Here is a 21573-nt window from a genome sequence, read left to right on the forward strand (position 1 = left end):
TCGCCTTTGCGTGTCCCGTTGCGGTTCCGCGCTGTGCAGGTCGATGCTGAGGCATGGCCGACAACAGGACGTTCGTGGTCGTGGGCGGCGGCCTCGCGGGCGCCAAGACCGTGGAGGCGCTGCGCGAGCAGGGTTTCGACGGGGCGGTGGAGCTCTACGGTGCCGAGCCACACCTGCCCTACGAGCGACCGCCGTTGTCCAAGGGCTACCTCAAGACCGGTGAGGGCCTCGCCGACGCGTTCGTCCACTCGCGTGAGTGGTACCTCCAGCACCACGTCGGGCTGCACCTCGGCACCCGGGTGACCGAGCTCGCCCTGCTGGACCACGAGATCGCCACCGACACCGGCGAGCGGGTGCGCTACGACAGGCTGCTCATCGCCACCGGCAGCACCCCTCGGCAGCTGCACCTCCCGGGGGCGGAGCTCGAGGGCGTCCTCTACCTGCGCATCATCGAGGACAGCGACCGGCTGCGGGCGGCTTTCCAGCCGGGGCGGCGCGTGGTCTTCGTCGGGGGAGGGTGGATCGGGCTGGAGGCCGCGTCGGCAGCGGTGGAGGCCGGCTGCACCGTGACGGTGCTGGAGGCCCTCGAGATCCCCCTGGTGCGGGTGCTCGGTCCGAAGATCGCCCCCGTCTTCGCCGACCTGCACCGTGAGAAGGGCGTCGACCTGCGGACCTCCGTCGAGGTGGCCGACCTCGAGGGCGAGCACGGGCAGGTGCGCGGCGTGCGGCTCGCCGACGGCACGACGCTGGCCGCCGACACGGTGGTGGTGGGGATCGGGGCGCTGCCCAACATCGAGCTCGCCGAGTTCGCCGGCCTGCGCCTCGACAACGGCATCGTGGTCGACGCGCAGGGCTGCACGAGCGACCCCGACGTGTTCGCGGTCGGCGACGTCGCCAACCACTTCCTGCCCTTCCTCGACCAGCACGTGCGCGTCGAGCACTGGGCCACCGCGCTGAACCAGCCGGCGGCCGTGGCCGCGGGCATGCTCGGCAAGGACGACGTCTACGACGAGCTGCCGTACTTCTTCACCGACCAGTACGACCTCGGCATGGAGTACATCGGGTACTGCGGGCCAGACGACGAGGTCGTGGTGCGCGGCGACCTCGCCTCGCGCGAGTTCCTGGCGTTCTGGCTGCGCGACGACCGGGTGGTGGCAGGCATGGCGGTGAACACCTGGGACGTCATCGACGACATCAAGGTCGTCATCCGCTCGCGGGCCACCGTCGACCGCGAGCGCCTCGCCGACCCCGGCGTGCCCCTGCACGAGCTGGCCTGAGCCGCCCGAGCGGGCCCGGGGAACCCGCCCAGACTTTGCCTGAGTTTTACCTTCCCCCCTCCTGGGATCGGTTCCCGCGCCGAGACGTGCGTGGTTCACTGCACGGGCGCGCCACGCCTCCATCCACGGCCGGCAGCGCTTCTACTGGGGATTCGGTGTGTTGGAGGACATGCTGTGCGCGTACAACGCAGACAGATAGCAGCGGCGGCCGGCGCAGGAGCGCTGGCCGCAGGCATGGTGGCGGCGGGGCCCGCCATCGCGGCACCGTCGGCCGGGGCCGCGGTCGTCATCAACGAGGTCTACGGAGGCGGCGGCAACTCCGGCGCCCCCTACAACCGCGACTTCATCGAGCTGGTCAACCGCTCCTCGAACGCGGTGAGCCTGGCCGGCTGGTCGGTGCAGTACGCGTCGGCGTCCGGCACGAGCTGGTCGAACAAGGTCAACCTGACGGGCACGCTGGCCCCGGGCGCGACCTACGTCGTGGGCGGTGCGACCGGCAGCACCGGCGCAGCCCTGCCGCGGGTCGACGCCGAGGGCACCATCAACCTCTCGGCCAGCGCGGGCAAGGTCGCCCTGGTCGACAGCACGACCGCGCTCTCCGGCTGCGCCGGCAAGTCCGACCCCAACCCGTGCTCCGCGCTGTCGTCGGTGGCCGACTTCGTCGGCTTCGGGAGCGCCAACGACTGGGCCGGCTCCGCCGCGGCAGCCGCAGGCAGCAACACGACCTCGCTCGCGCGCAAGGGCACCCAGAACACCCCTGACAACTCCCTCGACTTCCTGGCCGGGGCGCCGACCCCGGGCGCCGGGACCTCGACCGGGCCCGACCCCGAGCCGGAGGCCCAGCAGCGGACCATCGCCGAGATCCAGGGCACCGGCGCGACCTCGCCGCTCGTGGGCCAGACGGTGACGACGCGCGGTGTCATCACCGCGGCATACCCGGCCGGTGGCTTCCGGGGGTTCTTCCTGCAGACCGAGGGCACCGGTGGCGCGCGTGACCTGGCCGCCGCCTCGGACGGTGTCTTCGTCTTCCAGCCGGGTGGCGCGCTCGACGCCGACGCCGTGGTCGGCAACTACGTCGAGGTGACCGGCAAGGTCAGCGAGTTCGGCGGCCTCACCGAGGTCACCGCCGCTGCCGCCGACATCACCGACGCCGGCGACGACTTCGACGCCGTGACCCCGGCGACCAACGCCTGGCCGGGCACGAGCGCGGAGCGGGAGGCGATCGAGGGCATGCTGTACCAGCCTTCGGGTCCCTTCACCGTGAGCAACACCTACAGCACCAACCAGTACGGCGAGGTCGGCCTGGCTGCCGGCACCAAGCCGCTCATCCAGTCGACCGAGGTCGCGGCACCGCGCTCGGCCGAGGCCCTCGCCGTCGAGGCCGACAACGCCCGCCGGGCGGTCACCCTCGACGACGGCGCCTCGACGAACTTCCTGGCGAACAGCTTCTCGACGGGCGTCTGCGGCACGCGACCGACGCCGTGCCTGACCAACGGGGACCTGACCCCGGCGTACGTCTCGCAGAGCAAGCCGGTGCGGGTCGGTGCCGCCGTCACCTTCACCAAGTCGGTGGTCGTCGACTACCGGTTCGACCTGTGGCGCTTCCAGCCGACGGCGACCGTCGTGGGCCCGGACAACGCCGCCTCGCCGGCGGAGTTCGAGAACACCCGCACCGCCGCCCCGGACGCCGGTGACATCAACCAGCTCGGCACCTCCGACATCAAGGTCGCGTCGTTCAACGTCCTCAACTACTTCACGACCCTCGGGGTCGAGAACGCGACGTGCCAGCCCTACACCGACCGTGCCGGCGACGGCGTGACGGTGCGCACCGGCTGCGACCAGCGCGGTGCGTGGGACGCCGCCGACTTCCAGCGCCAGCAGAGCAAGATCGTCTCGGCGATCAACGCCCTGGGCGCCGACGTCGTAGGCCTGATGGAGATCGAGAACTCCGCCGCCCTCGGCGAGCGGACCGACGAGGCGCTCGCCTCGCTCGTGACCGCGCTCAACGCCAAGGCGGGTGCCGGCACGTGGGCCTACGTGCCGTCGTCGACGGAGCTGCCGCCGGCCTCCGAGCAGGACGTCATCACCAGCGCGATCATCTACAAGCCGGCCTCCGTGATGCGGGTCGACCAGTCCCGTGCGCTCGGCAGGCAGAGCGCCGACGGCCAGGCCTTCGGCAACGCCCGTGAGCCGATCGCGCAGGTGTTCAAGCAGAAGTACGGGAAGGGCGACAAGTTCCTCTTCGTCGTCAACCACTTCAAGTCCAAGGGCTCGGCCGGCCCGTTCCCCGGCGACGAGGACACCGGCGACGGCCAGGGCTCGTCGGTCACCTCGCGGATCCTCCAGGCGCAGGCGCTGCGCGACTGGGTCCCCACGGCGCTCGAGGCGACCAGCACGAAGGCCGTCGTCATGGCCGGCGACTACAACTCGTACACCATGGAGGACCCGCTCGACGTCCTCTACAAGGCCGGCTACACCGACGTGGGCTCGACGTTCGACAACGACTCCTGGTCGTACTCGTTCTCCGGCCTGTCGGGCTCGCTCGACCACATCCTCGTCAACGCGGACGCGCTGAAGATGGCCACCGGCGCCGACCACTGGAACATCAACTCCGGTGAGTCGGTGGCGCTGGAGTACAGCCGCTGGAACTACCACGGCACCGACTTCCACCAGCCCGACCCGTACCGCTCGTCCGACCACGACCCCGTGGTCCTCGGGCTGAAGGCCTTCGTGAAGTAGGCCCGAGCGCCCACAGCGGAACGCTCGAGGAACACGGGAGGCGGGTCCGGCCAGCAGGCCGGGCCCGCCTCTGCTGTGCCCCGGTACCCGGGGCGACGGGGACCCCTGAGGTGCGGCCCCTCAGATCCAGCGGCGCACGCGCTGCCGGTATGCCGTGTAGTCCGCGCCGAAGCGCTGCGTCAGGTAGCGCTCCTCGGGCCCGATCACGAGCCACTGGGCGGCCAGGACCAGCAGGGGGGCGGCGAACAGGGGCCACCAGGTGCCGACCCACACGGCGACGCCGAGGTAGAGGAGGAGGTCGGAGAGGTAGATCGGGTTGCGGGTGAACCGGAACGGGCCGCCCGTGACGAGGGAAGAGACGCTGCCCCACGGGTTCACCGTCGTGTGCGACCCGAGCATCACCCGGCCGGCCCACACCATGAGCGCCAGCCCCAGGGCCACGAGGACGACGCCCAGCGCGACCCGCACCGCGCCGCCGGGCACGGGGAGCGGCACGAGCCGGTCGACGAACAGGAGGACGACCAGGACGACGAGGAACAGCAGGGGAGGCAGGACCCGCACCCGCGCACCACTGGTGTCCATGACGGCGACTGTATGCCGGGTGGCTACCCTGACGTGCGTGAGCGACAGGATCAGGGTGGCCGTCATCGGAGCGTCGGGACGCATGGGCAGCGAGGCCTGCACGGCCGTCGACGCGGCCGAGGACCTCGAGCTGGTGGCGCGGGTCGGGCACGGTAACGACCTCGGCGACCTCGGTGGGGCCCAGGTGGCCGTCGAGCTCACGGTGCCCGACGCGTCGCCCGGCCACGTGCGGCACTGCGTGGAGCGCGGTATCCATGCCGTCGTCGGCACCACGGGGTGGGACGACTCCCGGCTGGGCGCGCTGGAACGGCAGCTCGGCCAGGCTCCCGGGGTCGGTGTGCTCATCGCCCCGAACTTCGCGATCGGTGCCATCCTCATGATGCAGTTCGCGCAGCAGGCGGCGCGGTTCTACGAGTCCGTCGAGGTCATCGAGCTGCACCACCCGAACAAGCTCGACGCCCCGTCGGGCACCGCGGCCCGCACGGCTCGGCTCATCGCGGGTGCCCGGGCACGTGCCGGGCTCGGTGAGGTCCCGGACGCCACCACCCACGACCCCGACGGCGCGCGCGGGGCGCGGGTCGACGGCATACCGGTGCACGCCGTGCGGCTGCGTGGCCTCGTGGCGCACCAGGAGGTGCTCTTCGGCGGGGTGGGCGAGATGCTGACGCTGCGGCACGACTCCTTCGACCGGGCCTCCTTCATGCCCGGTGTGCTCGCCGGGGTGCGCGGGGTGGCCGACCACCCCGGCCTGACGGTGGGGCTGGAGCACTACCTGGGCCTGGCCGGCCAGTGAGAGAACGCCTCACCGCCCTCGTCCTCCTGGTCGTGCTGGGCTTCTACTCGGTCACCATCGGCTGGCGCGGGGTGGAGCTCATCCGCGACGGCCGCCCGGCAGCGGTGCTGCTCGGCATCGGGGTGGTGCTGCTGCCGCTGGTGCTGGTGGCCGCGCTGGTGCCCCTGCTCCTGCTCGCCCGCGACGGCTCTCGCATGATGGCCGAGCTGTCGGCAGGCCGGGAGCCGGGCCCCGAGGACGCCACCTGGCGCGGCGAGCTGGAGCAGGCGGAGGCCTGCCGGGTGCGTCGTGACCGCAAGGGGGAGCAGCGCCACTACCGCGCGGCCGTCCGGGCCTGGCGCGCGGGCCGCCACCACGGGTAGCGGCGAAGGCCCCCTGACAGATCAGGGAAACCGGCTGCTCTACGTCGATCGACGTGGCACACTACGTCAAAGGCGGTAGTAAGACGTAGTTCTGTGTCTCGTCAGAAGAGCGTAAGGGAAACGTAAAAAATCCCGGTTTGCGGTGGTTCGTCCTCCACGCTGCGAAGGTGTCCCCGCTCCACCGCCCCCGTGCGGCGGCCCTCGGCGTCCTCGCCGCTGCCGCCCTCGCCACCACGCTCGGAGTGCCCTCCGTCTCCGGCGTGACCACCGCGAGCGCCGCCCCCTCCGGCGCCTCCACCAGCACCTCCGCCAACGCCACTGCGAGCACGTCCCGTGGGCAGGAGCCCGAGGTCGCCGACCTGGCCGAGGAGCACCGGGTGCTCCAGCCCGAGACCGCAGCGGTCTCCATCGGCGTCACGACCAGCACGGCGCCGCTCAGCCCCAAGTGCACCCAGCCCGGCACCAGCGGCAACCGGGTCCAGGCGGTCTACGCCTACTACGGGTCGCTGCCCAACCGGATCGGCAGCCTGAAGCCGTACATCATCGACGCCATGAAGCGGGCCAACGGCATCGTGGCCGCGTCGGCCAGGCAGACCGGTGGCAGCCGCCAGCTGCGCATCGCCACGAGCGCCAACTGCCAGCCCTCGGTGGCCGTCGCGCACCTGTCGTCGTCGGCCGCCCCGAGCTTCGCCAAGACCGCCTCGGAGCTGACCGCCAAGGGCTACGTGCACAGCACGCGCAAGTACATGGTGTTCGCCGACGCCCGCTACATCTGCGGCCTCGGCCAGACCTACAACGACGACCAGCCCGGCCGGAAGAACCGCAACAACCTCGGTCCGCAGTTCGCCCGGGTCGACCTCGGCTGCTGGTCCGGCTCGGCGGCGGCGCACGAGATCTTCCACACCCTCGGTGCCGTGCAGAAGAGCGCTCCCCACTCGGACACCGCGCTGCACTGTCGCGATGAGAAGGACCTGATGTGCTACTCCGGCGCCGCCGGCACCTCGGTCTACACCTCCTCGACCTGCACCACGACCGTGCTCGACGAGCGACTCGACTGCAACAAGAACGACTACTTCCACACCAACCCGAAGGCGGGCAGCTACCTCGCCACGCACTGGAACACCGCGCGCAGCTCGTTCCTGTGGGGAGGCGGACCCACCTACGGGTGACCCTTTACGGTCGACCCACGCGCCACCCGGGAGAGGGAGCCCTGGACAGGTCCCGGTTGGTGGGTGGCACGAAGCCCTGACGGATCACCGTCAGGGCTTCGTGCTGCTCAGGCCGGCCCGAGCGGCCCGACCGTCCCGGACCGGCCCCCGAGCGTCCAGCGCTGGCTAGCCCCAGCCCAGCGAGCGGAGCAGGGCCGCCGTGCCTGCGGCGAGACCGACCACCAGGAGGAAGGGCGCCCGCAGGGCCAGGGCGACGAGCGCGACGGCCACGGCGGCCAGCCGCGCGTCGACCACCAGGGCGCCGCCGGCACCGGTGAGGGTCTGCACCGCCACGAGCGCGGAGAGCAGGGCGATCGGCAGGGCGGAGGTGACCCGGCTGGTGCGCCGGCCCTCCAGCCACTGCGTCGGCACGACGTAGCCGAGGAACTTCAGGGCGAACGCGAGCGCGCTGGCGGCGAGGACCGCGGTCCACATGCTCATCGGGCTTCACCTCGGGGTGTCCCACGATGGTCGGGGTCCGCCTTCGTCGCCTCGTCCTCGTCGGTCCAGTGGTGCGGTGGGGTGGGGTCCCGGTGCGCCGACGGCCACACCGCCGCCACCAGCGCGGTGAACGCCGCCACCAGCACCGGCACGCCGGCGGGGGCGTGCGGCGCCAGCAGCACGGCGATCAGCGCGGCCAGTGCGGCGATGGCGAAGGCGTCACCGGACTTCAGCCGGGGCCACAGCAGACCGCAGAAGGCGGCCGCCGCCGCGGCGTCGAGCCCGTAGGTCTTCGGGTCGCCGATCGAGTCGCCGACGAGTGCGCCGGCGAGCGTCATGAGGTTCCACAGCACGAAGACGGCCAGCCCGGTCGCCCAGAACCCGAGTCGCCCCGCCCGCTCCTCGGGCTGGCCCACGCCGACGGCGGTGGACTCGTCGATCGTCAGGTGGGCGGCGGCGACCCGGCGCAGGCCCCGCACGTCGAGCATCCTGGCCACCTGCAGGCCGTAGAGGCCGTTGCGCACACCGAGCAGGGTCGACGTCGCGATCGCGGCCGGCGCCCCCGACATCCCACCGGCGACGAGGCCGACGAAGGCGAACTGCGAGCCTCCGGAGAACAGCAGCACCGACAGGGCCTGCGTCTGCAGCACGTCGAGGCCCGCAGCGGTCGACAGGGCGCCGAAGCTGATCCCGTAGGCGCCGGTGGCGACACCGACCGAGACCGCCTGGCGCAGGACCGCGCGGCGCCGGGCCGGGTCGAGCGCGGTCACGGCTGGCTGTGGCCCGGCTGCTCGGTGTCGCTGGGCTGCTCGGTGTCGCTGGGCTGCTCGGTGTCCGTGGGCTGCTCGTTGTCGGTGGACTGCTCGGTGTCGCCGATCGCCGCGACCAGCCGGACCTCGCGCGCCGTGCGGCCGTCGGGGGAGACCACCCGGTCGCGGAACGCGCTGTCGGGGGCGAGTCCCGCCCGGGTGAAGAAGGCCCGCGTCTGCTCGTCGGTCGCGAGCACCCAGGCGTGGAGGGTGTCGGCACCCGCACCGCGCAGGGTGTCGACGGCGGCGTTGAGCAGCCGCGACCCGTGACCGGCCCGGCGGGCATGCGGGTGCACCCCCATGGCCGTGAGCTCGCCGGTCAAGGGCGACGCGTCGGGGTCCTGGCTCGGTCCCACGGCGGCGAACCCGACGACCTGCTCTCCGGCACACGCCACCAGGAGCCGGTGCGCACCGGCCGGGGGGTTGGCCAGGGACGTGCGCCACGCGCGCGTGAAGGCGGGCGGCTCGAACGCCTCGACGACCTCGTCCGGCACCACGCCGGCATACGCCTCGCGCCACACCGTCGCCTGGACCAGGCCCACGGCCGGGGCGTCGCTCTCCCGGGCCACGCGCACGCTGGCGTCCGCGACCGGTCCGGTGGCGGCGTGCGCGTGCTCGTCGCCGTGCGGGTGGTCGTGGGGATGCCCAGGGTCGTGCTGGTGCTCGGAGTCGTGGTGCGCCACCGCGCCATCCTCGCACCCGTGCAGGCATGTGACACCAAAGCGGCACAATTGCAATCGGGTGTAACACCACCGCATACTGTGGGCATGTACGGCAACGACTTCGGCCCCGAGGCGGACAGCGCCCTGCCGAGCCCCGACGAGCCGCTGAACGCCGCCGAGTCCGGCCTGTTCGACGACCTCATCGAGGCCGACCAGCGCATCGAGCCGCGTGACGAGATGCCGGAGGCGTACCGCCAGACGCTCATCCGCCAGATCGCCCAGCACGCGCACTCCGAGATCATCGGCATGCAGCCCGAGGGCAACTGGATCACCCGCGCCCCGAGCCTGCGCCGCAAGGCGATCCTCATGGCCAAGGTGCAGGACGAGGCCGGGCACGGGCTCTACCTCTACAGCGCCGCCGAGACCCTCGGGGTCGACCGCGCCGAGCTGCTCGACCGGCTGCACTCGGGCAAGCAGAAGTACTCCTCGATCTTCAACTACCCGACGCTGACCTGGGCCGACTGCGGCGCGATCGGCTGGCTCGTCGACGGTGCCGCGATCATGAACCAGGTGCCGCTGTGCCGGTGCTCCTACGGGCCGTACGCCCGCGCGATGATCCGGGTCTGCAAGGAGGAGTCGTTCCACCAGCGGCAGGGCTTCGAGATCCTCTGGACCCTCATGCGCGGCACGGAGGAGCAGCAGGAGATGGCCCAGGACGCCGCCAACCGTTGGTGGTGGCCCTCCCTGATGATGTTCGGGCCGCCCGACACCGGTGAGGCCGCCCAGGGCGGGCACACCGAGCAGTCGATGGCCTGGGGCATCAAGCGGTTCAGCAACGACGACCTGCGCCAGAAGTTCGTCGACATGATGGTGCCGCAGGCCGAGAAGCTCGGCCTCGTGCTCCCCGACCCCGAGCTGCGCTGGAACGAGGAGCGCGGCCACTACGACTTCGGCCCCATCGACTGGGACGAGTTCTGGCGCGTGCTCAAGGGCGACGGGCCGTGCAACGCCGAGCGCCTCACCCACCGCCGCGCCGCCCACGAGGAGGGCGCCTGGGTGCGTGAGGCAGCCACCGCGTATGCCGCCAAGCAGGCTGCGCGCGAACGCCGGGGGAGTGCCGCATGAGCGCCTCGAGCCACGACACCGCGAGCGAGGGGCAGGGCATGTCCGAGAAGTCGTGGCCGCTGTGGGAGGTCTTCGTCCGGGGCAAGCGGGGGCTGTCGCACGTGCACGTCGGCTCGCTGCACGCCCCTGACGCGACCATGGCGCTGCGCAACGCGCGAGACGTCTACACCCGCCGGCAGGAGGGCGTCTCGCTCTGGGTCGTGAGGGCGTCCGACATCACCGCCTCGAGCCCCGACGAGCGTGGTTCCTTCTTCGACCCGGCGGCCGACAAGGTCTACCGCCACCCGACCTTCTACGACGTCCCCGAGGACGTGGAGTACCTGTGAACCCGGACCCCACCACGGCGGCCACGGTGGCCTCAGTGGCCCCGGTTTCCGCAGTGGTCTCGGAAACCGTTGCGGCACCGTACATCCAGGGCCTGGCCGACGACGCGCTGGTCTACGCCCAGCGGCTGGGGGAGTGGATCTCGCGGGCCCCGCAGATCGAGGAGGACATGGCGCTGGCCAACGTCGGCCTCGACCTGCTCGGGCAGGCACGCGTCCTGCTGACCCGGGTGGGCGAGCTCGACGGCACGGGCCGCACCGAGGACGACCTGGCCTACTTCCGCGACGAGCGGGAGTTCCGCAACGTGCACCTCGTGGAGCAGGAGCGCGCCGGCTTCGGCTTCGAGATGGCCCGCCTGCTCACCTTCGCCAGCTACCAGTGCGAGCTGTATGCCGCCTTGCGCCGTTCGAGCGACCCGGTGCTGGCCGGCGTGGCGGAGAAGGCGCTCAAGGAGGTCACCTACCACCGCGACCACGCCACGCAGTGGGTGCTGCGACTTGGGGACGGCACCGAGGAGTCGCACCGCCGGATGCAGGAAGGGCTGGAGGCCGTCGCTCCCTACGTCGCCGAGCTCTTCGACGACGACGAGACCGCACGCGCCGCCGCCGAAGCGGGCGTGGGCGTCCTTCCCTCGACGCTGCGCGACGCGGCCCTCGGCCACGTGACGGCGGTGGTGGAGGAGGCAACCCTGACCGAGCCCGGGGCCCCTCGCTGGCGCTCGCGCGGAGGCCGTGCGGGGATCCACTCCCGGCCGATGGGCTACCTCCTGGCCGAGATGCAGCACATCGCCCGGTCGCACCCCGGAGCGAGCTGGTGAGCGTCATGACTGAAGCTGCGCCCGTCGTGAAGTCCGCTGTGGCACAGGCGATCTCGGACATCCCCGACCCCGAGGTGCCGGTCGTGACCATCGAGGACCTCGGCATCCTGCGCCACCTCGAGGTCGACGAGTCGAACCGCCGGGTCTCGGTGACCATCACGCCGACATACTCGGGCTGCCCTGCGATGGAGGCCATCGAGCACCGCGTCGTGCACGAGGCCGTGCGGCACGGCTACACGTGCTCGGTCGAGACCAGGCTCAGCCCTGCGTGGACCACGGACTGGATGTCCGAACGGGGCCGTGTGCGGTTGCGCGAGTTCGGTATCGCTCCACCCGAGCGGGGTGCCGGCGCCCGGGGGAGCGGGCCGGTCGCCCTCTCGCTCCAGGTCCGCCAGGTGGCGTGCCCGCAGTGCGGGAGCACCGACACCGAGGAGCTCGCCCGGTTCGGCTCCACGGCGTGCAAGGCCCTGCGCCGGTGCCGCGCCTGCCGCGAGCCCTTCGACCAGTTCAAGGCGATCTGATGGGCAAGGCGATCTGATGGCAGCTCTGGTCACCCGTCCCACTCGCCGGCGGGCGCAGTTCCACGCCCTCACGGTGGCGGACGTGGAGCGCCTGACCGACGACGCCGTCGCGGTCACCTTCGACGTGCCGGAGGAGCTGCGGGAGGAGTACGCCTTCGCCCCGGGGCAGCACCTGACCCTGCGCGCGAGCATCAACGGCGAGGAGGTGCGCCAGTCGTACTCCATCTGCCTCGCGCCGTCGGAGGCTGCGGCCACCGGCACTGTGCGGGTCGCGTCGGCCCGGGTCCCCGGCGGCCGGATGTCGAACTGGCTCAACGACTCCGTGCAGCGGGGCGACGTCCTTGACGTCATGACGCCGCTGGGCTCCTTCACCTGCCCGCCGCAGCCGGGCACGAGCCGACACCACCTGGCGATCGCGGCCGGCAGTGGCATCACCCCGGTGCTGGCGATCATCTCCGCGGCGCTGGAGGAGGAGCCCGAGTCCCGCGTGACCCTGCTCTTCGGCAACCGCCGCACGTCGTCGGTCATGTTCCTCGAGGAGCTCGCCGACCTGAAGAACCGCTACCCGGAGCGGCTTCAGCTCGTGCACGTGCTCTCCCGCGAGCCGCAGGACGTCGAGCTGTTCAGCGGACGGCTCGACCCCGACCGCATCAGGCGCATCCTCGAGGTGCTCGCCCCGGTCGACACCGTCGACGAGTGGTACCTCTGTGGGCCCTACGGCATGGTCACCGGCGCCCAGGAGCTGCTCGCCGAGGCGGGGGTGGACCCACACCACATCCACCACGAGATCTTCCACGTCGCGGAGCAGGAGGCGCCTCGCCAGGAGGTCGTTGTCGAGGAGGGCGCGCCGCCGGAGGCGGTCGTGACGGTCAACCTCGACGGCCGCACGACGCGGATCGAGATGCCGAGCCGCGAGGAGACGATCCTCAACGCGACGCTCCGCTCACGACCCGATGCGCCCTACTCGTGCACCGGCGGGGTCTGCGGCACCTGCCGCGCGCGGGTCGTGGCCGGCGAGGTGCGCATGGACCGCAACTACGCGCTCGAGCCCGACGAGGTGGCGGCCGGCATCGTGCTCGCGTGCCAGAGCCACCCCGTCACCGACGAGGTCTCGCTCGACTACGACGCCTGACGGCGCCAGACCGGCCGCGGCGGGTCAGCTAGAGGCTCGGTTCCTCCAGCGGAACGCCCGGGGGTGTGACGCGCGGCGCGGCACGGTGCCGGGCCACCCGCTCCACGGCGACGGCCGCGCTGCGCCGGCACCGCCATAGGCCGAACAGCGCGGCGGTGACGAAGACCGCGGCATACGGTTCCTGCCCCTGCACCCCATCGTTGAACTGGGCAGCGACCATGAGGACCGCCACCGGGGCGTAGGCGACGACGGCGGCCCACCGGGCCCACCGGGGAGACGGCGCGAACGCGGCCACCCCGGCCGGCAGCAGCGACAGCCCGAGCCCAAGGAGCGCACCGGTGGGGGCGCCGAAGAGCAGGCCGAGCGCGACCGCCCCGGGGACGTCGGCGGCACCGGGCTCGTCCGCGCCCAGGAACACCACGAGAGCGCCGGCGGCCGCCCCCGTGAGGGCGCCCCACCCCGCGCCGGCACCCAGCACCGACAGTGCAGCGAGCGGGCCGGCCCGCCGCGCCTCGGACACGTCAGGCCCGTTCGTAGGTGGCGATGTCGAAGCGCTCGTGCGGCTCACGCGAGACCTCGCGCCATTCCTCGTGCGACCACTCGGGGAAGAACGTGTCGCCCTCGGGGGAGTCGCGCACCTCGGTCAGCACCAGCCGCTGCGCGAAGGGCATCGCCTCGCGGTAGACCTCGCCGCCTCCGACCACGAAGACCTCGTCACCCGGTCCGGCCAGCGACAGCGCCTCCGGCAGCGAGTGGGCGGCCTCGACGTCCGGGTGGTGCCAGTCCGCCTGGCGCGTGATGACGATGGTGCGGCGACCCGGCAGCACACGCCCGATCGACTCGAACGTCTTGCGGCCCATGACCATGGGGTGGCCCATGGTGGTGTGCTTGAAGTGCTTGAGGTCCTCGGGGAGGTGCCACGGCATCCCGCCGCCGCGGCCGATGACGCGGTTGCGGCCGAGGGCGGCGAGGAGCGTGACGCGGGTCATGCCACGCAGTATGCCGCGTGGTCCCCGTGCGCTGCCTGCGCTCAGACCGCGATCGGCGCCTTGATCGAGGGGTGGGCCTGGTAGCCGACGAGCTCGAAGTCCTCGAGGTCGAACTCGTCGATCTGCTTGCCGGGGGCGATGCGCATCTGCGGCAGTGGGAACGGCTCACGGGTCAGCTGCTCACGGGCCTGGTCGAAGTGGTTCGAGTAGAGGTGGGCGTCACCGAGGGTGTGGATGAACTCGCCGGGCTCGAGGTCACAGACCTGCGCGACCATCATGGTCAGCAGGGCGTAGGAGGCGATGTTGAACGGCACGCCCAGGAAGATGTCGGCGGAGCGCTGGTAGAGCTGGCACGAGAGCGTGGCCCGCTGTCCGTCCCGCTCCGGGGTGACGTAGAACTGGAACATCGTGTGGCAGGGCGGCAGGGCCATGGAGTCGACGTCGGCGACGTTCCAGGCGCTGACGATGTGGCGCCGCGAGTCGGGGTTGGTGCGGATCGACTCGATCACCTTCGCGATCTGGTCGACGTGCCGGCCGTCGGGGGTCGGCCAGGACCGCCACTGGTAGCCGTAGACCGGCCCGAGGTCACCGTTCTCGTCGGCCCACTCGTCCCAGATGGTGATGCCGCGGTCCTGGAGCCACTTGACGTTGGTGTCCCCGCGGAGAAACCACAGCAGCTCGCCGATGATCGACTTCAGGTGCAGCTTCTTGGTGGTCACCACCGGGAAGCCCTCGGAGAGGTCGAAGCGCATCTGGTAGCCGAACACGCTGCGGGTGCCGGTACCGGTCCGGTCGGACTTGTCGACCCCGCGGGTCATGACGTGGTCGAGGAGGTCGAGGTACTGCCGCACGTCGTCAGCCTACGCGGGACCCGCGCCGGACCGCCGCACCGTCCGCGGCGAGCCGGGTCGTCGTCGCTACCCGAGCGCGCGCGCCGCCGCGACCCCGCGCACCACCCACGCGCGCAGCGCCTCGTCGTCGTCGACGGCGGCACTGGCGACGCGCAGCCAGCCGTCCATCTCCCGGCCCCGCATCACGACCCGGTCGACGAGCGCCCCGTCGACCAGCTCCTCGCTGGTGGCCGGGTCGACGCGCACCATCAGGCCGCCCTGGCCGCTGGCCGCCACCGCCATGTGCCCCTCGACGAGGAAGGCCAGGCCTCCGAACATGCGCTTCTCGCTGAGACCGGGCTCTGCTCCGAGCGCCTCGCGCAGCCGGTCCGCCAGCTCCTCGTCGTAGGCCATGGCCGAAGTGTCGCACCGGCCACCGACGCCGGGCAGGTCCTTCACGACGGGCGGCCCTCGGCACCACGGTGAGGCGCGGCCGTCCACGGCCGGAACGGCATACCGGGGCTGTGGTCGGCCCGCGATAGCCTGTCCACCATGACTTCTGCGTCTCCTTTCGGCCGCGTCGTGACGGCGATGGTGAGCCCGATGCGATCCGACGGCAGCCTGGACCTCGACGCCGCGCAGCGGGTGGCGCAGCACCTGATCGACCACGGCCACGACGGCATCGTCGTCAACGGCACCACGGGGGAGTCGCCCACGACCACGGACGCGGAGAAGGTCGACCTCATCCGTGCCGTCGTCGAGGTGGTCGGCGACCGGGCTCGTGTGACTGCCGGCGCGGGCACCAACGACACCGCCCACTCGGTGGAGCTGGCGCGCGCCGCGGAGGCCGCCGGTGCGCACGCCCTGCTGGTGGTGGCCCCGTACTACAACAAGCCGCCGCAGTCGGGCCTGCGTGCCCACTGCACCGCCGTCGCCGACGCGACGGGGCTGCCCGTGATGCTCTACGACATCCCCGGCCGCTCCGGCATCCCGTTCGCCACCGAGACGCTCCTCGAGCTTGCCCGCCACCCGAGGATCCGGGCCGTCAAGGACGCCAAGGGCGACCTCTGGGCGGCCACCAAGGTCATGTCCGAGACCGACCTGCTCTGGTTCTCCGGCGACGACGTCATGAACCTCTCCCACCTCGCCAACGGCGCCACCGGTGTGGTCAGCGTCGTCGGCCACGTGGCCGGCGAGGTGTATGCCGAGATGGTCGCCGCGGTGGACAAGGGCGACCTCGCGCGGGCGCGCGAGCTGCACCGACAGGTCGTTCCCGCCGTGGACGCCATCATGAACATCACCCAGGGCGCCATCATGGCCAAGGCCGCGTTGAAGGAGATCGGCGTGCTCGACTCCGCCGCGGTGCGCCTGCCCCTGGTCGAAGCCACCCCCGAACAGGCTGCCGCTGTCCGTGGCGGCCTCGACACGTCAGGACTCATGTGAGCCATCCCCACCCCGAGCTCCCCGCACCTGCCGCGCTGCCCAAGGGCGGCGTCCGCGTCGTCGCCCTCGGTGGCCTCGGCGAGGTCGGCCGCAACATGGCCGTCATCGAGCACGACGGCCAGCTGCTCGTCATCGACTGCGGCGTGCTCTTCCCCGAGGACCACCACCCCGGCGTCGACCTGATCCTGCCGGACTTCGAGTACATCGAGGACCGGCTCGACGACGTCCAGGCGATCGTGCTGACGCACGGCCACGAGGACCACATCGGCGCCGTGCCCTACCTGCTGAAGCTCAAGCCCGACATCCCGCTGGTCGGTTCGATGCTCACCCTCGCCCTCGTCGAGGCGAAGCTGCGCGAGCACAAGATCACGCCCTACACCCTCGGGGTCAAGGAGGGGATGCGTGAGCAGCTCGGCGTCTTCGACTGCGAGTTCGTCGCCGTCAACCACTCCATCCCCGACGCCCTCGCGGTGTTCGTGCGCACCCCGGGCGGGACGATCCTGCACACCGGCGACTTCAAGATGGACCAGCTGCCGCTCGACGGCCGGCTGACCGACCTGCGCGCCTTCGCCCGTCTCGGCGAGGAGGGCGTCGACCTGTTCATGGTCGACTCCACCAACGCCGAGGTGCCGGGGTTCACGACCCCCGAGAAGGACATCGCCCCGGCGATCGACAAGGTCTTCCGGCACGCCCGCCGCCGCATCATCGTCGCCTGCTTCTCCTCGCACGTGCACCGCGTGCAGCAGGTGCTCGACGCCGCGGAGAAGGCCGGCCGCAAGGTCGCGATGGTGGGCCGCTCGATGGTCCGCAACATGACCATCGCGGCCGACCTCGGCTACCTGCACGTGCCCGACGGCGTGCTGGTCGACGTCAAGCGCCTCGACGACTTCGCCGACAACCAGGTCGTGCTCATCTGCACCGGCTCACAGGGTGAGCCGATGGCGGCGCTGTCGCGGATGGCCAACCGCGACCACCGGATCGACGTCGGTGAGGGCGACACCGTGCTCATGGCCTCCTCGCTCATCCCCGGCAACGAGAACGCGGTCTACCGCGTCATCAACGGGCTCATGCGCCTCGGCGCCGACGTCGTGCACAAGGGCAACGCGCGGGTGCACGTCTCGGGCCACGCCAGTGCCGGCGAGCTCCTGTACTGCTACAACATCGTCAAGCCGCGCAACGTCATGCCGGTCCACGGCGAGTGGCGCCACCTGGTCGCCAACGCCGAGCTGGCCGTGCAGACGGGCGTCGACCGCGACAACGTCGTGCTCGCCGAGGACGGCGTGGTCGTCGACCTCGTCGACGGGCGGGCCACCATCGCCGGCGCCGTGCCGTGCGGCTACACCTACGTCGACGGCTCGTCGGTGGGCGAGTTCGACGAGGCGCTGCTCAAGGACCGCCGCATCCTGCGCGACGAGGGCTTCATCTCGGTCATCGTCGTCATGGACGCCGCCACCGGGAAGATCGCGGCCGGGCCGGAGATCCACGCCCGAGGCTTCGCCGAGGACGACGAGATCTTCAACCAGGTGCGGCCGAAGATCGAGCAGGCGCTCGCCGAGGCGACCGGCAAGGGCGTGGCCGACACCCAGCAGCTGGAGAAGGTCGTGCGGCGTGCGGTCGGCGGCTGGGTCGGTGGCAAGATCCGGCGCCGCCCGATGATCATCCCGGTCGTCATCGAGGCCTGACGTCCCGTGGCTGCGCCGGCCTGGTCAGAGGCTCCTTCGGAACCACACGGCCAGGCCGGCGCAGGCGCACGCGAAGAGGGTGCTGACGAAGGTGCCGATGATGAAGCGCTCGGCTGCCGCCGACTTCTTGCCCGCCTGCAGCTCGGGGTAGCGGGCCAGGCTCTTCACGGCCAGCACGACCGCGATGCCCTCCGGCCAGCCGGCCACGATGGAGGCGTAGATCGCGGTCCGCTCCAGGGCGCCGATCCAGGCGCCGCCGCGGAGGATCTGCTGGGCGGCCTCCACCGAGTCCACCTCGTCGGTGGGAGCCACGTGGTCGCCGCGGTCGACCTGTCGGAAGACCAGGGTGGTGAGCAGGCCTCCACCGGCGACCGCGACGACGGCGAGGATGACCACGGCCAGGACCCCTGCCACGGTCAGGCTCACGCGTCCGCCTCGGCGAGGAGGGCCTCGGCCAGCTCGGCGCCGCGGCGACCCTCCTGGTAGGCCGCTCGGCCCAGCCGCTGGCTCACAGCGGAGGGAGAGATGTCGAGGCGTCCGGCGATGTCCCTGCCCGACAGGCCCGTCTCCGCCATGTCCACGATCTCCCATCCCTCCGAGGTCCGGCGGCGCAGCAGCACCGTCAGCACCCACAGGGCCGACTCGGCCTGTCGCGCCCGCTCGGCCTCACCGTAGTGGTGGGCACCGTCACCCCGGAGGACCCGGAGGTCGGCGGGGGAGGAGCGAGCCGCCTCCACGGCCTCCCGGGCGGCCAGGAAGGCCGGACCCGACGCGGCCCTGGTGGAGGCGGGCAGGGGCAGGTCCACCGGGCCCACACCGAGGCCGACGCGCCAGCTGCCCAGACGCACCAGGGCGGTCACGGCCCTCACCGCGGCGGCCGGCGAGTTGAGCACTCCCTGGATCTCGTCGCCGACGGTGCGCTCGAAGGGCAGTGCCACACCGGACCCGTCGCCGCTGCCGAGGACGGAACCGAGCGCGGCGAGGGCCTCCGGGACCCGGTCGCCGTGGCGGGTGCTGCGCTTCTGGTCTGCGGTGAGGACGAACACAGGTGAAGCCTAGAGCATGAACTGCTTTAGATGAAGCCCTGAGACTTCATGTCAGGAGGTTCAGGTCCGAAGCTGCCGGCCTCAGGTCGCCAGGCGCTCAGCTGGCGCAGCGGAAGGTGCGCCGGTAGGCCTGCGGCGTGGTGCCGACCTGGCGGGTGAAGTGGTGGCGCAGGATCGCCGCCGTGCCCAGCCCGGTGCGGCTGGCCACCTGCTCCACGGAGGCGTCGGTGTCCTCCAGCAGGCGACGGGCCAGCAGCACGCGCTGGGTGGTCACCCAGGCGTGCGGGGTGGCCCCCGTCTCGGCCCGGAAGCGGCGGGCGAACGTGCGCTCGGACATCATCGCCCGTCGGGCCAGGGTCTCGACGGACAGGTCGGCGGAGAGGTTCTCGGTGGCCCACTCCAGCACCGGCTGGAGCGAGTCTGCCTCGACTGCCGGGAGCGGGGCCTCGACGTACTGCCGCTGGCCGCCGTCGCGCTGGGGTGGGACGACCATGCGCCGGGCGATGGTGGAGGCCGCCGCGGCGCCGAGCTCCTTGCGCACCAGGTGCAGCGTCGCGTCGATGCTGGCTGCCGTGCCGGCGGAGGTGATGACGTTGCCGTCCTCGACGTAGAGCACGTCGAGGACGACGTCGACCTCCGGGAAGTCCTCGGCCAGCTCCCTGGTGTGCATCCAGTGCGTCGTCGCCCGCCTGCCGTCGAGGACGCCCGCCTTCCCCAGCGTGAAGGCGCCACTGCACAGGGACATCACCCAGGCACCGCGCTCGACGGCGGCCCGCAGCTGCTCGGCCAACGCCTCGGGTATGCCGCCGTGGCGCGGACCGGAGGCGGGGACCACGACGAGGTCGGCCTCGGCAAGGCGGTCGAACCCGTGCTCCGCGGTGAGGGTGAAGCCCATCGCGGTCGCGACCGGGCGCCCCGGCTCCTGGCTGCACACCGCGAAGTCGAAGGAGGGCACACCCTGCTCGCTGCGGTCGATGCCGAACACCTCGCAGGCGACGGCGAACTCGAACGGGGAGACGGTGTTGACCAGCGGCACGGCCACGTTGCGCAGCATGGGCTCAGGCTGCCACAGCGTTGGCAGAAAATCTACGGGTCATGGCATTTCTGCCACTCGTGGCAGGGATCAGGTCAGGCGCACGATATCTGCCATGGGTTCCTTCATCGTCATCGCCATCCTCGTCACCATCGCCATCCTGGCCCCGATCTACGGGGTCGACACCCGCTTCGACCGCGACCGCCAGCACCGCTGGTCCTGACCCGTCGCCGCCGGGTCCCGCGTTTCGCGGCTCGCAACGGGTCACGCGTTCGCGGCGCACGCAACGGGTCAGGCGCCCCGCCGGACCGTCCAGCGCCTCACCAGGGACGCGGCAGCTCCAGGTCGCGCGGGTCCGCCACGGGTGTCCACCCGTCCGGGCCGTGCTCGTACTCGAACGCGGGTCCCTCCGCCGCGAGTGACGCCAGCGCCGCCAGGAAGCGCTCGACGTGCTCGGGGGTGTTGGCCAGCCCCAGGCTGACGCGGACGGCGGTCGCCGGCCCCGCGGCATACGGGTCGTCGAGCAGGGCGTCCACCAGCAGGTGGGCGCAGAACTTGCCGTCCCGCACCCCGATGCCGTGCTCGGCCGAGAGGGCCGCCGACACCAGTGAGGAGTCGAGCCCCTCGACCGTGAAGGCCGCCACGGGCACCCGCTCGTGGTCGGCGGCGAACAGCGAGTAGGTCTCGACGCAGTCGATGGCGGCCAGGCCCTCGGCCAGTCGGCGGCCCAGCGCCGCCTCGTGCGCCTCCACGGCGTCGCGGTGCTCGGTGAGCGCGGCGCAGGCGGCCGCGAGCGCGACGGCGCCGATCACGTTGGGGGAGCCGGCCTCGTGCCGCGCGGCACCTCGCTGCCAGGTCGTGCCGAGCTCGGTGACCGCCGCGGTGGCGCCCCCGCCGGCGAGGTATGGCGCCGCCGCGTCGAGCCAGTCACCGCGTCCCGCGAGCACACCCGCGCCGAACGGCGCGTAGAGCTTGTGGCCGGAGAAGGCGACGTAGTCGACGCCGAGGGCGTCGAGGTCGACCGCGCGGTGCGGGGCGAGCTGCGCGGCGTCGAGGGCTACGCGGGCGCCGTGCCGACGTGCGACGTCGGCGAGCTCACGCACCGGCCACAGCTCGCCGGTCACGTTCGAGGCGCCGCAGAGCACGACGAGGCGGTTCCGGGCGGTGGACTGCTCGAGGGCCTGTGCCAGCAGGGCACGCGCGTCGGCGAGGCTGCCGGGCACGGGCAGCCGGGTCGTGCGCCCCTTGGCCCAGGGCAGCAGTGTCGCGTGGTGCTCGGCCTCGAAGACGAAGACCTCGGTTTCACGGGGGAGCGCGCGGGCGAGCAGGTTGAAGGAGTCGGTGGTGTTGCGGGTGAAGACCACGTGGTCGCCGTCCCGGGCCCCGACGAAGCGGCGGACCTCCTGGCGCGCTTCCTCGTACCACCGGCTCGTCACGCGCGAGGCGTAGCCGTTGCCCCGGTGCACCGAGGAGTAGGTGCGCAGCGCGGTGTCGACTGCATGCTTGACCGAGACGAGGGCCGGAGTGGAGGCACCGTGGTCGAGGTTGGCGTAGTCGACCACGGTGCGGTGCACGGTCGGCACCCCGAGGTCCGCCGAGACCACGGCAGGCAGCTCGGCGAGGGGTACGGGCGTGCCGAAGGACGCGCCGGACACCGGGCGCAGGTGGCGGCGGTCGTGGCTGCGCCCGGAGGCGGGGTGGTTGCGGCGGCTGGTGCTGGCGATAGACACGGGATCTCTCCTCGAGGGTCCGGTGGAC

General features: G+C 72.0%; 24 protein-coding genes. 12 read left to right on the forward strand and 12 right to left on the reverse strand.

Annotated elements, in window-relative coordinates; translation table 11 throughout:
- Positions 1-53: 53 nt before the first annotated feature.
- Complete coding sequence (locus BMW78_RS07335; RefSeq protein WP_091757900.1) at positions 54-1277, forward strand: NAD(P)/FAD-dependent oxidoreductase; 1224 nt, start codon at positions 54-56, stop codon at positions 1275-1277.
- A gap of 234 nt (positions 1278-1511) precedes the next feature.
- Complete coding sequence (locus BMW78_RS07340; protein WP_091757902.1) at positions 1512-4016, forward strand: ExeM/NucH family extracellular endonuclease; 2505 nt, start codon at positions 1512-1514, stop codon at positions 4014-4016.
- 120 nt (positions 4017-4136) lie between these two features.
- Here BMW78_RS07340 and BMW78_RS07345 read toward each other — a convergent pair whose 3' ends face one another.
- The gene (locus tag BMW78_RS07345) at positions 4137-4598 is read right to left on the reverse strand and encodes a methyltransferase family protein (RefSeq protein ID WP_091757904.1); all 462 of its coding nucleotides are present in this window, start codon (positions 4596-4598) and stop codon (positions 4137-4139) included.
- Between BMW78_RS07345 and dapB the strand changes: the two genes are divergently transcribed.
- The 3 genes from dapB to BMW78_RS07360 all read left to right on the forward strand — a co-directional run bounded on the left by dapB (position 4597) and on the right by BMW78_RS07360 (position 6922).
- The gene (gene dapB / locus BMW78_RS07350; RefSeq protein ID WP_091757906.1) at positions 4597-5391 is read left to right on the forward strand and encodes a 4-hydroxy-tetrahydrodipicolinate reductase; all 795 of its coding nucleotides are present in this window, start codon (positions 4597-4599) and stop codon (positions 5389-5391) included. The genes BMW78_RS07345 and dapB overlap by 2 nt on opposite strands.
- Positions 5388-5753: a hypothetical protein gene (locus tag BMW78_RS07355; RefSeq protein ID WP_091757908.1), complete on the forward strand. Its 366-nt coding sequence runs from the start codon at positions 5388-5390 to the stop codon at positions 5751-5753. Before dapB ends, BMW78_RS07355 begins: the two co-directional genes overlap by 4 nt.
- 167 nt (positions 5754-5920) lie before the next feature.
- Positions 5921-6922, forward strand: coding sequence for a hypothetical protein (locus BMW78_RS07360; RefSeq protein ID WP_143056178.1), 1002 nt, complete (start codon positions 5921-5923; stop codon positions 6920-6922).
- Positions 6923-7087: 165 nt separating this feature from the next.
- Here the strand turns inward: BMW78_RS07360 and BMW78_RS07365 are convergent, their stop codons facing one another.
- From BMW78_RS07365 to BMW78_RS07375, 3 genes are read right to left on the reverse strand one after another with little or no spacing between them, the layout of a single operon-like run.
- Positions 7088-7402: an AzlD domain-containing protein gene (locus BMW78_RS07365; RefSeq protein WP_091757912.1), complete on the reverse strand. Its 315-nt coding sequence runs from the start codon at positions 7400-7402 to the stop codon at positions 7088-7090.
- A complete protein-coding gene (locus BMW78_RS07370; protein ID WP_091757914.1) occupies positions 7399-8172 on the reverse strand; it encodes an AzlC family ABC transporter permease in 774 nt (257 codons plus the stop codon). The genes BMW78_RS07365 and BMW78_RS07370 overlap by 4 nt, the downstream gene beginning before the upstream one ends.
- Positions 8169-8894, reverse strand: a complete 726-nt coding sequence (locus BMW78_RS07375; protein WP_245735715.1) for a GNAT family N-acetyltransferase — start codon at positions 8892-8894, stop codon at positions 8169-8171. The genes BMW78_RS07370 and BMW78_RS07375 overlap by 4 nt, the downstream gene beginning before the upstream one ends.
- Positions 8895-8978: 84 nt before the next feature.
- On the opposite strand from BMW78_RS07375, the gene paaA reads away from it, so the two are divergent.
- Genes paaA through paaE form a run of 5 tightly spaced genes read left to right on the forward strand, consistent with a single transcriptional unit; the run spans position 8979 to position 12792 of the window.
- On the forward strand, positions 8979-9998 hold the full coding sequence (paaA, locus tag BMW78_RS07380) for a 1,2-phenylacetyl-CoA epoxidase subunit PaaA (protein WP_091757918.1): 1020 nt from the start codon (positions 8979-8981) through the stop codon (positions 9996-9998).
- A 38-nt stretch (positions 9999-10036) separates the two neighbouring features.
- A complete protein-coding gene (paaB, locus tag BMW78_RS07385; protein ID WP_091758275.1) occupies positions 10037-10324 on the forward strand; it encodes a 1,2-phenylacetyl-CoA epoxidase subunit PaaB in 288 nt (95 codons plus the stop codon).
- Positions 10321-11139, forward strand: coding sequence for a 1,2-phenylacetyl-CoA epoxidase subunit PaaC (gene paaC, locus BMW78_RS07390; RefSeq protein ID WP_091757920.1), 819 nt, complete (start codon positions 10321-10323; stop codon positions 11137-11139). The genes paaB and paaC overlap by 4 nt, the downstream gene beginning before the upstream one ends.
- Before the next feature lie 5 nt (positions 11140-11144).
- On the forward strand, positions 11145-11660 hold the full coding sequence (paaD, locus tag BMW78_RS07395) for a 1,2-phenylacetyl-CoA epoxidase subunit PaaD (protein ID WP_091758277.1): 516 nt from the start codon (positions 11145-11147) through the stop codon (positions 11658-11660).
- 16 nt (positions 11661-11676) lie between these two features.
- Positions 11677-12792, forward strand: coding sequence for a 1,2-phenylacetyl-CoA epoxidase subunit PaaE (gene paaE, locus BMW78_RS07400; protein ID WP_091757922.1), 1116 nt, complete (start codon positions 11677-11679; stop codon positions 12790-12792).
- Between the two features lie 28 nt (positions 12793-12820).
- Here the strand turns inward: paaE and BMW78_RS07405 are convergent, their stop codons facing one another.
- From BMW78_RS07405 to BMW78_RS07420, 4 genes are all read right to left on the reverse strand, one after another.
- A complete protein-coding gene (locus BMW78_RS07405; RefSeq protein ID WP_091757924.1) occupies positions 12821-13312 on the reverse strand; it encodes a hypothetical protein in 492 nt (163 codons plus the stop codon).
- 1 nt (position 13313) lies between these two features.
- Positions 13314-13781, reverse strand: a complete 468-nt coding sequence (locus BMW78_RS07410) for a dihydrofolate reductase (RefSeq protein ID WP_091757925.1) — start codon at positions 13779-13781, stop codon at positions 13314-13316.
- Positions 13782-13822: 41 nt separating this feature from the next.
- Positions 13823-14632: a thymidylate synthase gene (locus tag BMW78_RS07415; protein ID WP_091757927.1), complete on the reverse strand. Its 810-nt coding sequence runs from the start codon at positions 14630-14632 to the stop codon at positions 13823-13825.
- 66 nt (positions 14633-14698) lie between these two features.
- Positions 14699-15025 (reverse strand): TfoX/Sxy family protein, encoded by a 327-nt coding sequence (locus BMW78_RS07420; RefSeq protein ID WP_091758279.1) that lies wholly within the window; start codon positions 15023-15025, stop codon positions 14699-14701.
- Between the two features lie 138 nt (positions 15026-15163).
- On the opposite strand from BMW78_RS07420, the gene dapA reads away from it, so the two are divergent.
- Together dapA and BMW78_RS07430 are read left to right on the forward strand one after the other, a co-directional pair.
- A complete protein-coding gene (gene dapA, locus BMW78_RS07425; protein WP_091757929.1) occupies positions 15164-16054 on the forward strand; it encodes a 4-hydroxy-tetrahydrodipicolinate synthase in 891 nt (296 codons plus the stop codon).
- Complete coding sequence (locus tag BMW78_RS07430) at positions 16051-17736, forward strand: ribonuclease J (protein WP_091757931.1); 1686 nt, start codon at positions 16051-16053, stop codon at positions 17734-17736. Before dapA ends, BMW78_RS07430 begins: the two co-directional genes overlap by 4 nt.
- 24 nt (positions 17737-17760) lie before the next feature.
- On the opposite strand, the gene BMW78_RS07435 is transcribed toward BMW78_RS07430, so the two are convergent.
- The 4 genes from BMW78_RS07435 to BMW78_RS07450 form a co-directional block, all read right to left on the reverse strand.
- The gene (locus BMW78_RS07435; RefSeq protein WP_245735716.1) at positions 17761-18162 is read right to left on the reverse strand and encodes a hypothetical protein; all 402 of its coding nucleotides are present in this window, start codon (positions 18160-18162) and stop codon (positions 17761-17763) included.
- Positions 18159-18782, reverse strand: a complete 624-nt coding sequence (locus BMW78_RS07440; RefSeq protein WP_091757933.1) for a hypothetical protein — start codon at positions 18780-18782, stop codon at positions 18159-18161. Before BMW78_RS07440 ends, BMW78_RS07435 begins: the two co-directional genes overlap by 4 nt.
- A gap of 97 nt (positions 18783-18879) precedes the next feature.
- The gene (locus BMW78_RS07445; RefSeq protein ID WP_091757935.1) at positions 18880-19836 is read right to left on the reverse strand and encodes a GlxA family transcriptional regulator; all 957 of its coding nucleotides are present in this window, start codon (positions 19834-19836) and stop codon (positions 18880-18882) included.
- Between the two features lie 299 nt (positions 19837-20135).
- Complete coding sequence (locus BMW78_RS07450) at positions 20136-21545, reverse strand: aminotransferase class V-fold PLP-dependent enzyme (RefSeq protein ID WP_245735717.1); 1410 nt, start codon at positions 21543-21545, stop codon at positions 20136-20138.
- Between the last annotated feature and the right edge of the window lie 28 nt (positions 21546-21573).

The organism is Pedococcus cremeus, assembly GCF_900111375.1.
GTDB classification, from domain to species: Bacteria; Actinomycetota; Actinomycetes; order Actinomycetales; family Dermatophilaceae; genus Pedococcus_A; species Pedococcus_A cremeus.

Coding starts and splice junctions, on each gene's coding strand:
- BMW78_RS07335 (WP_091757900.1), top strand. CDS start 54: ATGGCCGACAACAGGACGTTCGTGGTCGTGGGCGGCGGCCTCGCGGGC.
- BMW78_RS07340 (WP_091757902.1), top strand. CDS start 1,512: ATGGTGGCGGCGGGGCCCGCCATCGCGGCACCGTCGGCCGGGGCCGCG.
- dapB (WP_091757906.1), top strand. CDS start 4,597: ATGACGGCGACTGTATGCCGGGTGGCTACCCTGACGTGCGTGAGCGAC.
- BMW78_RS07345 (WP_091757904.1), bottom strand. CDS start 4,598: ATGGACACCAGTGGTGCGCGGGTGCGGGTCCTGCCTCCCCTGCTGTTC.
- BMW78_RS07365 (WP_091757912.1), bottom strand. CDS start 7,402: ATGAGCATGTGGACCGCGGTCCTCGCCGCCAGCGCGCTCGCGTTCGCC.
- paaA (WP_091757918.1), top strand. CDS start 8,979: ATGTACGGCAACGACTTCGGCCCCGAGGCGGACAGCGCCCTGCCGAGC.
- paaB (WP_091758275.1), top strand. CDS start 10,037: ATGTCCGAGAAGTCGTGGCCGCTGTGGGAGGTCTTCGTCCGGGGCAAG.
- paaD (WP_091758277.1), top strand. CDS start 11,145: ATGACTGAAGCTGCGCCCGTCGTGAAGTCCGCTGTGGCACAGGCGATC.
- paaE (WP_091757922.1), top strand. CDS start 11,677: ATGGCAGCTCTGGTCACCCGTCCCACTCGCCGGCGGGCGCAGTTCCAC.
- BMW78_RS07410 (WP_091757925.1), bottom strand. CDS start 13,781: ATGACCCGCGTCACGCTCCTCGCCGCCCTCGGCCGCAACCGCGTCATC.
- BMW78_RS07420 (WP_091758279.1), bottom strand. CDS start 15,025: ATGGCCTACGACGAGGAGCTGGCGGACCGGCTGCGCGAGGCGCTCGGA.
- dapA (WP_091757929.1), top strand. CDS start 15,164: ATGACTTCTGCGTCTCCTTTCGGCCGCGTCGTGACGGCGATGGTGAGC.
- BMW78_RS07445 (WP_091757935.1), bottom strand. CDS start 19,836: ATGCTGCGCAACGTGGCCGTGCCGCTGGTCAACACCGTCTCCCCGTTC.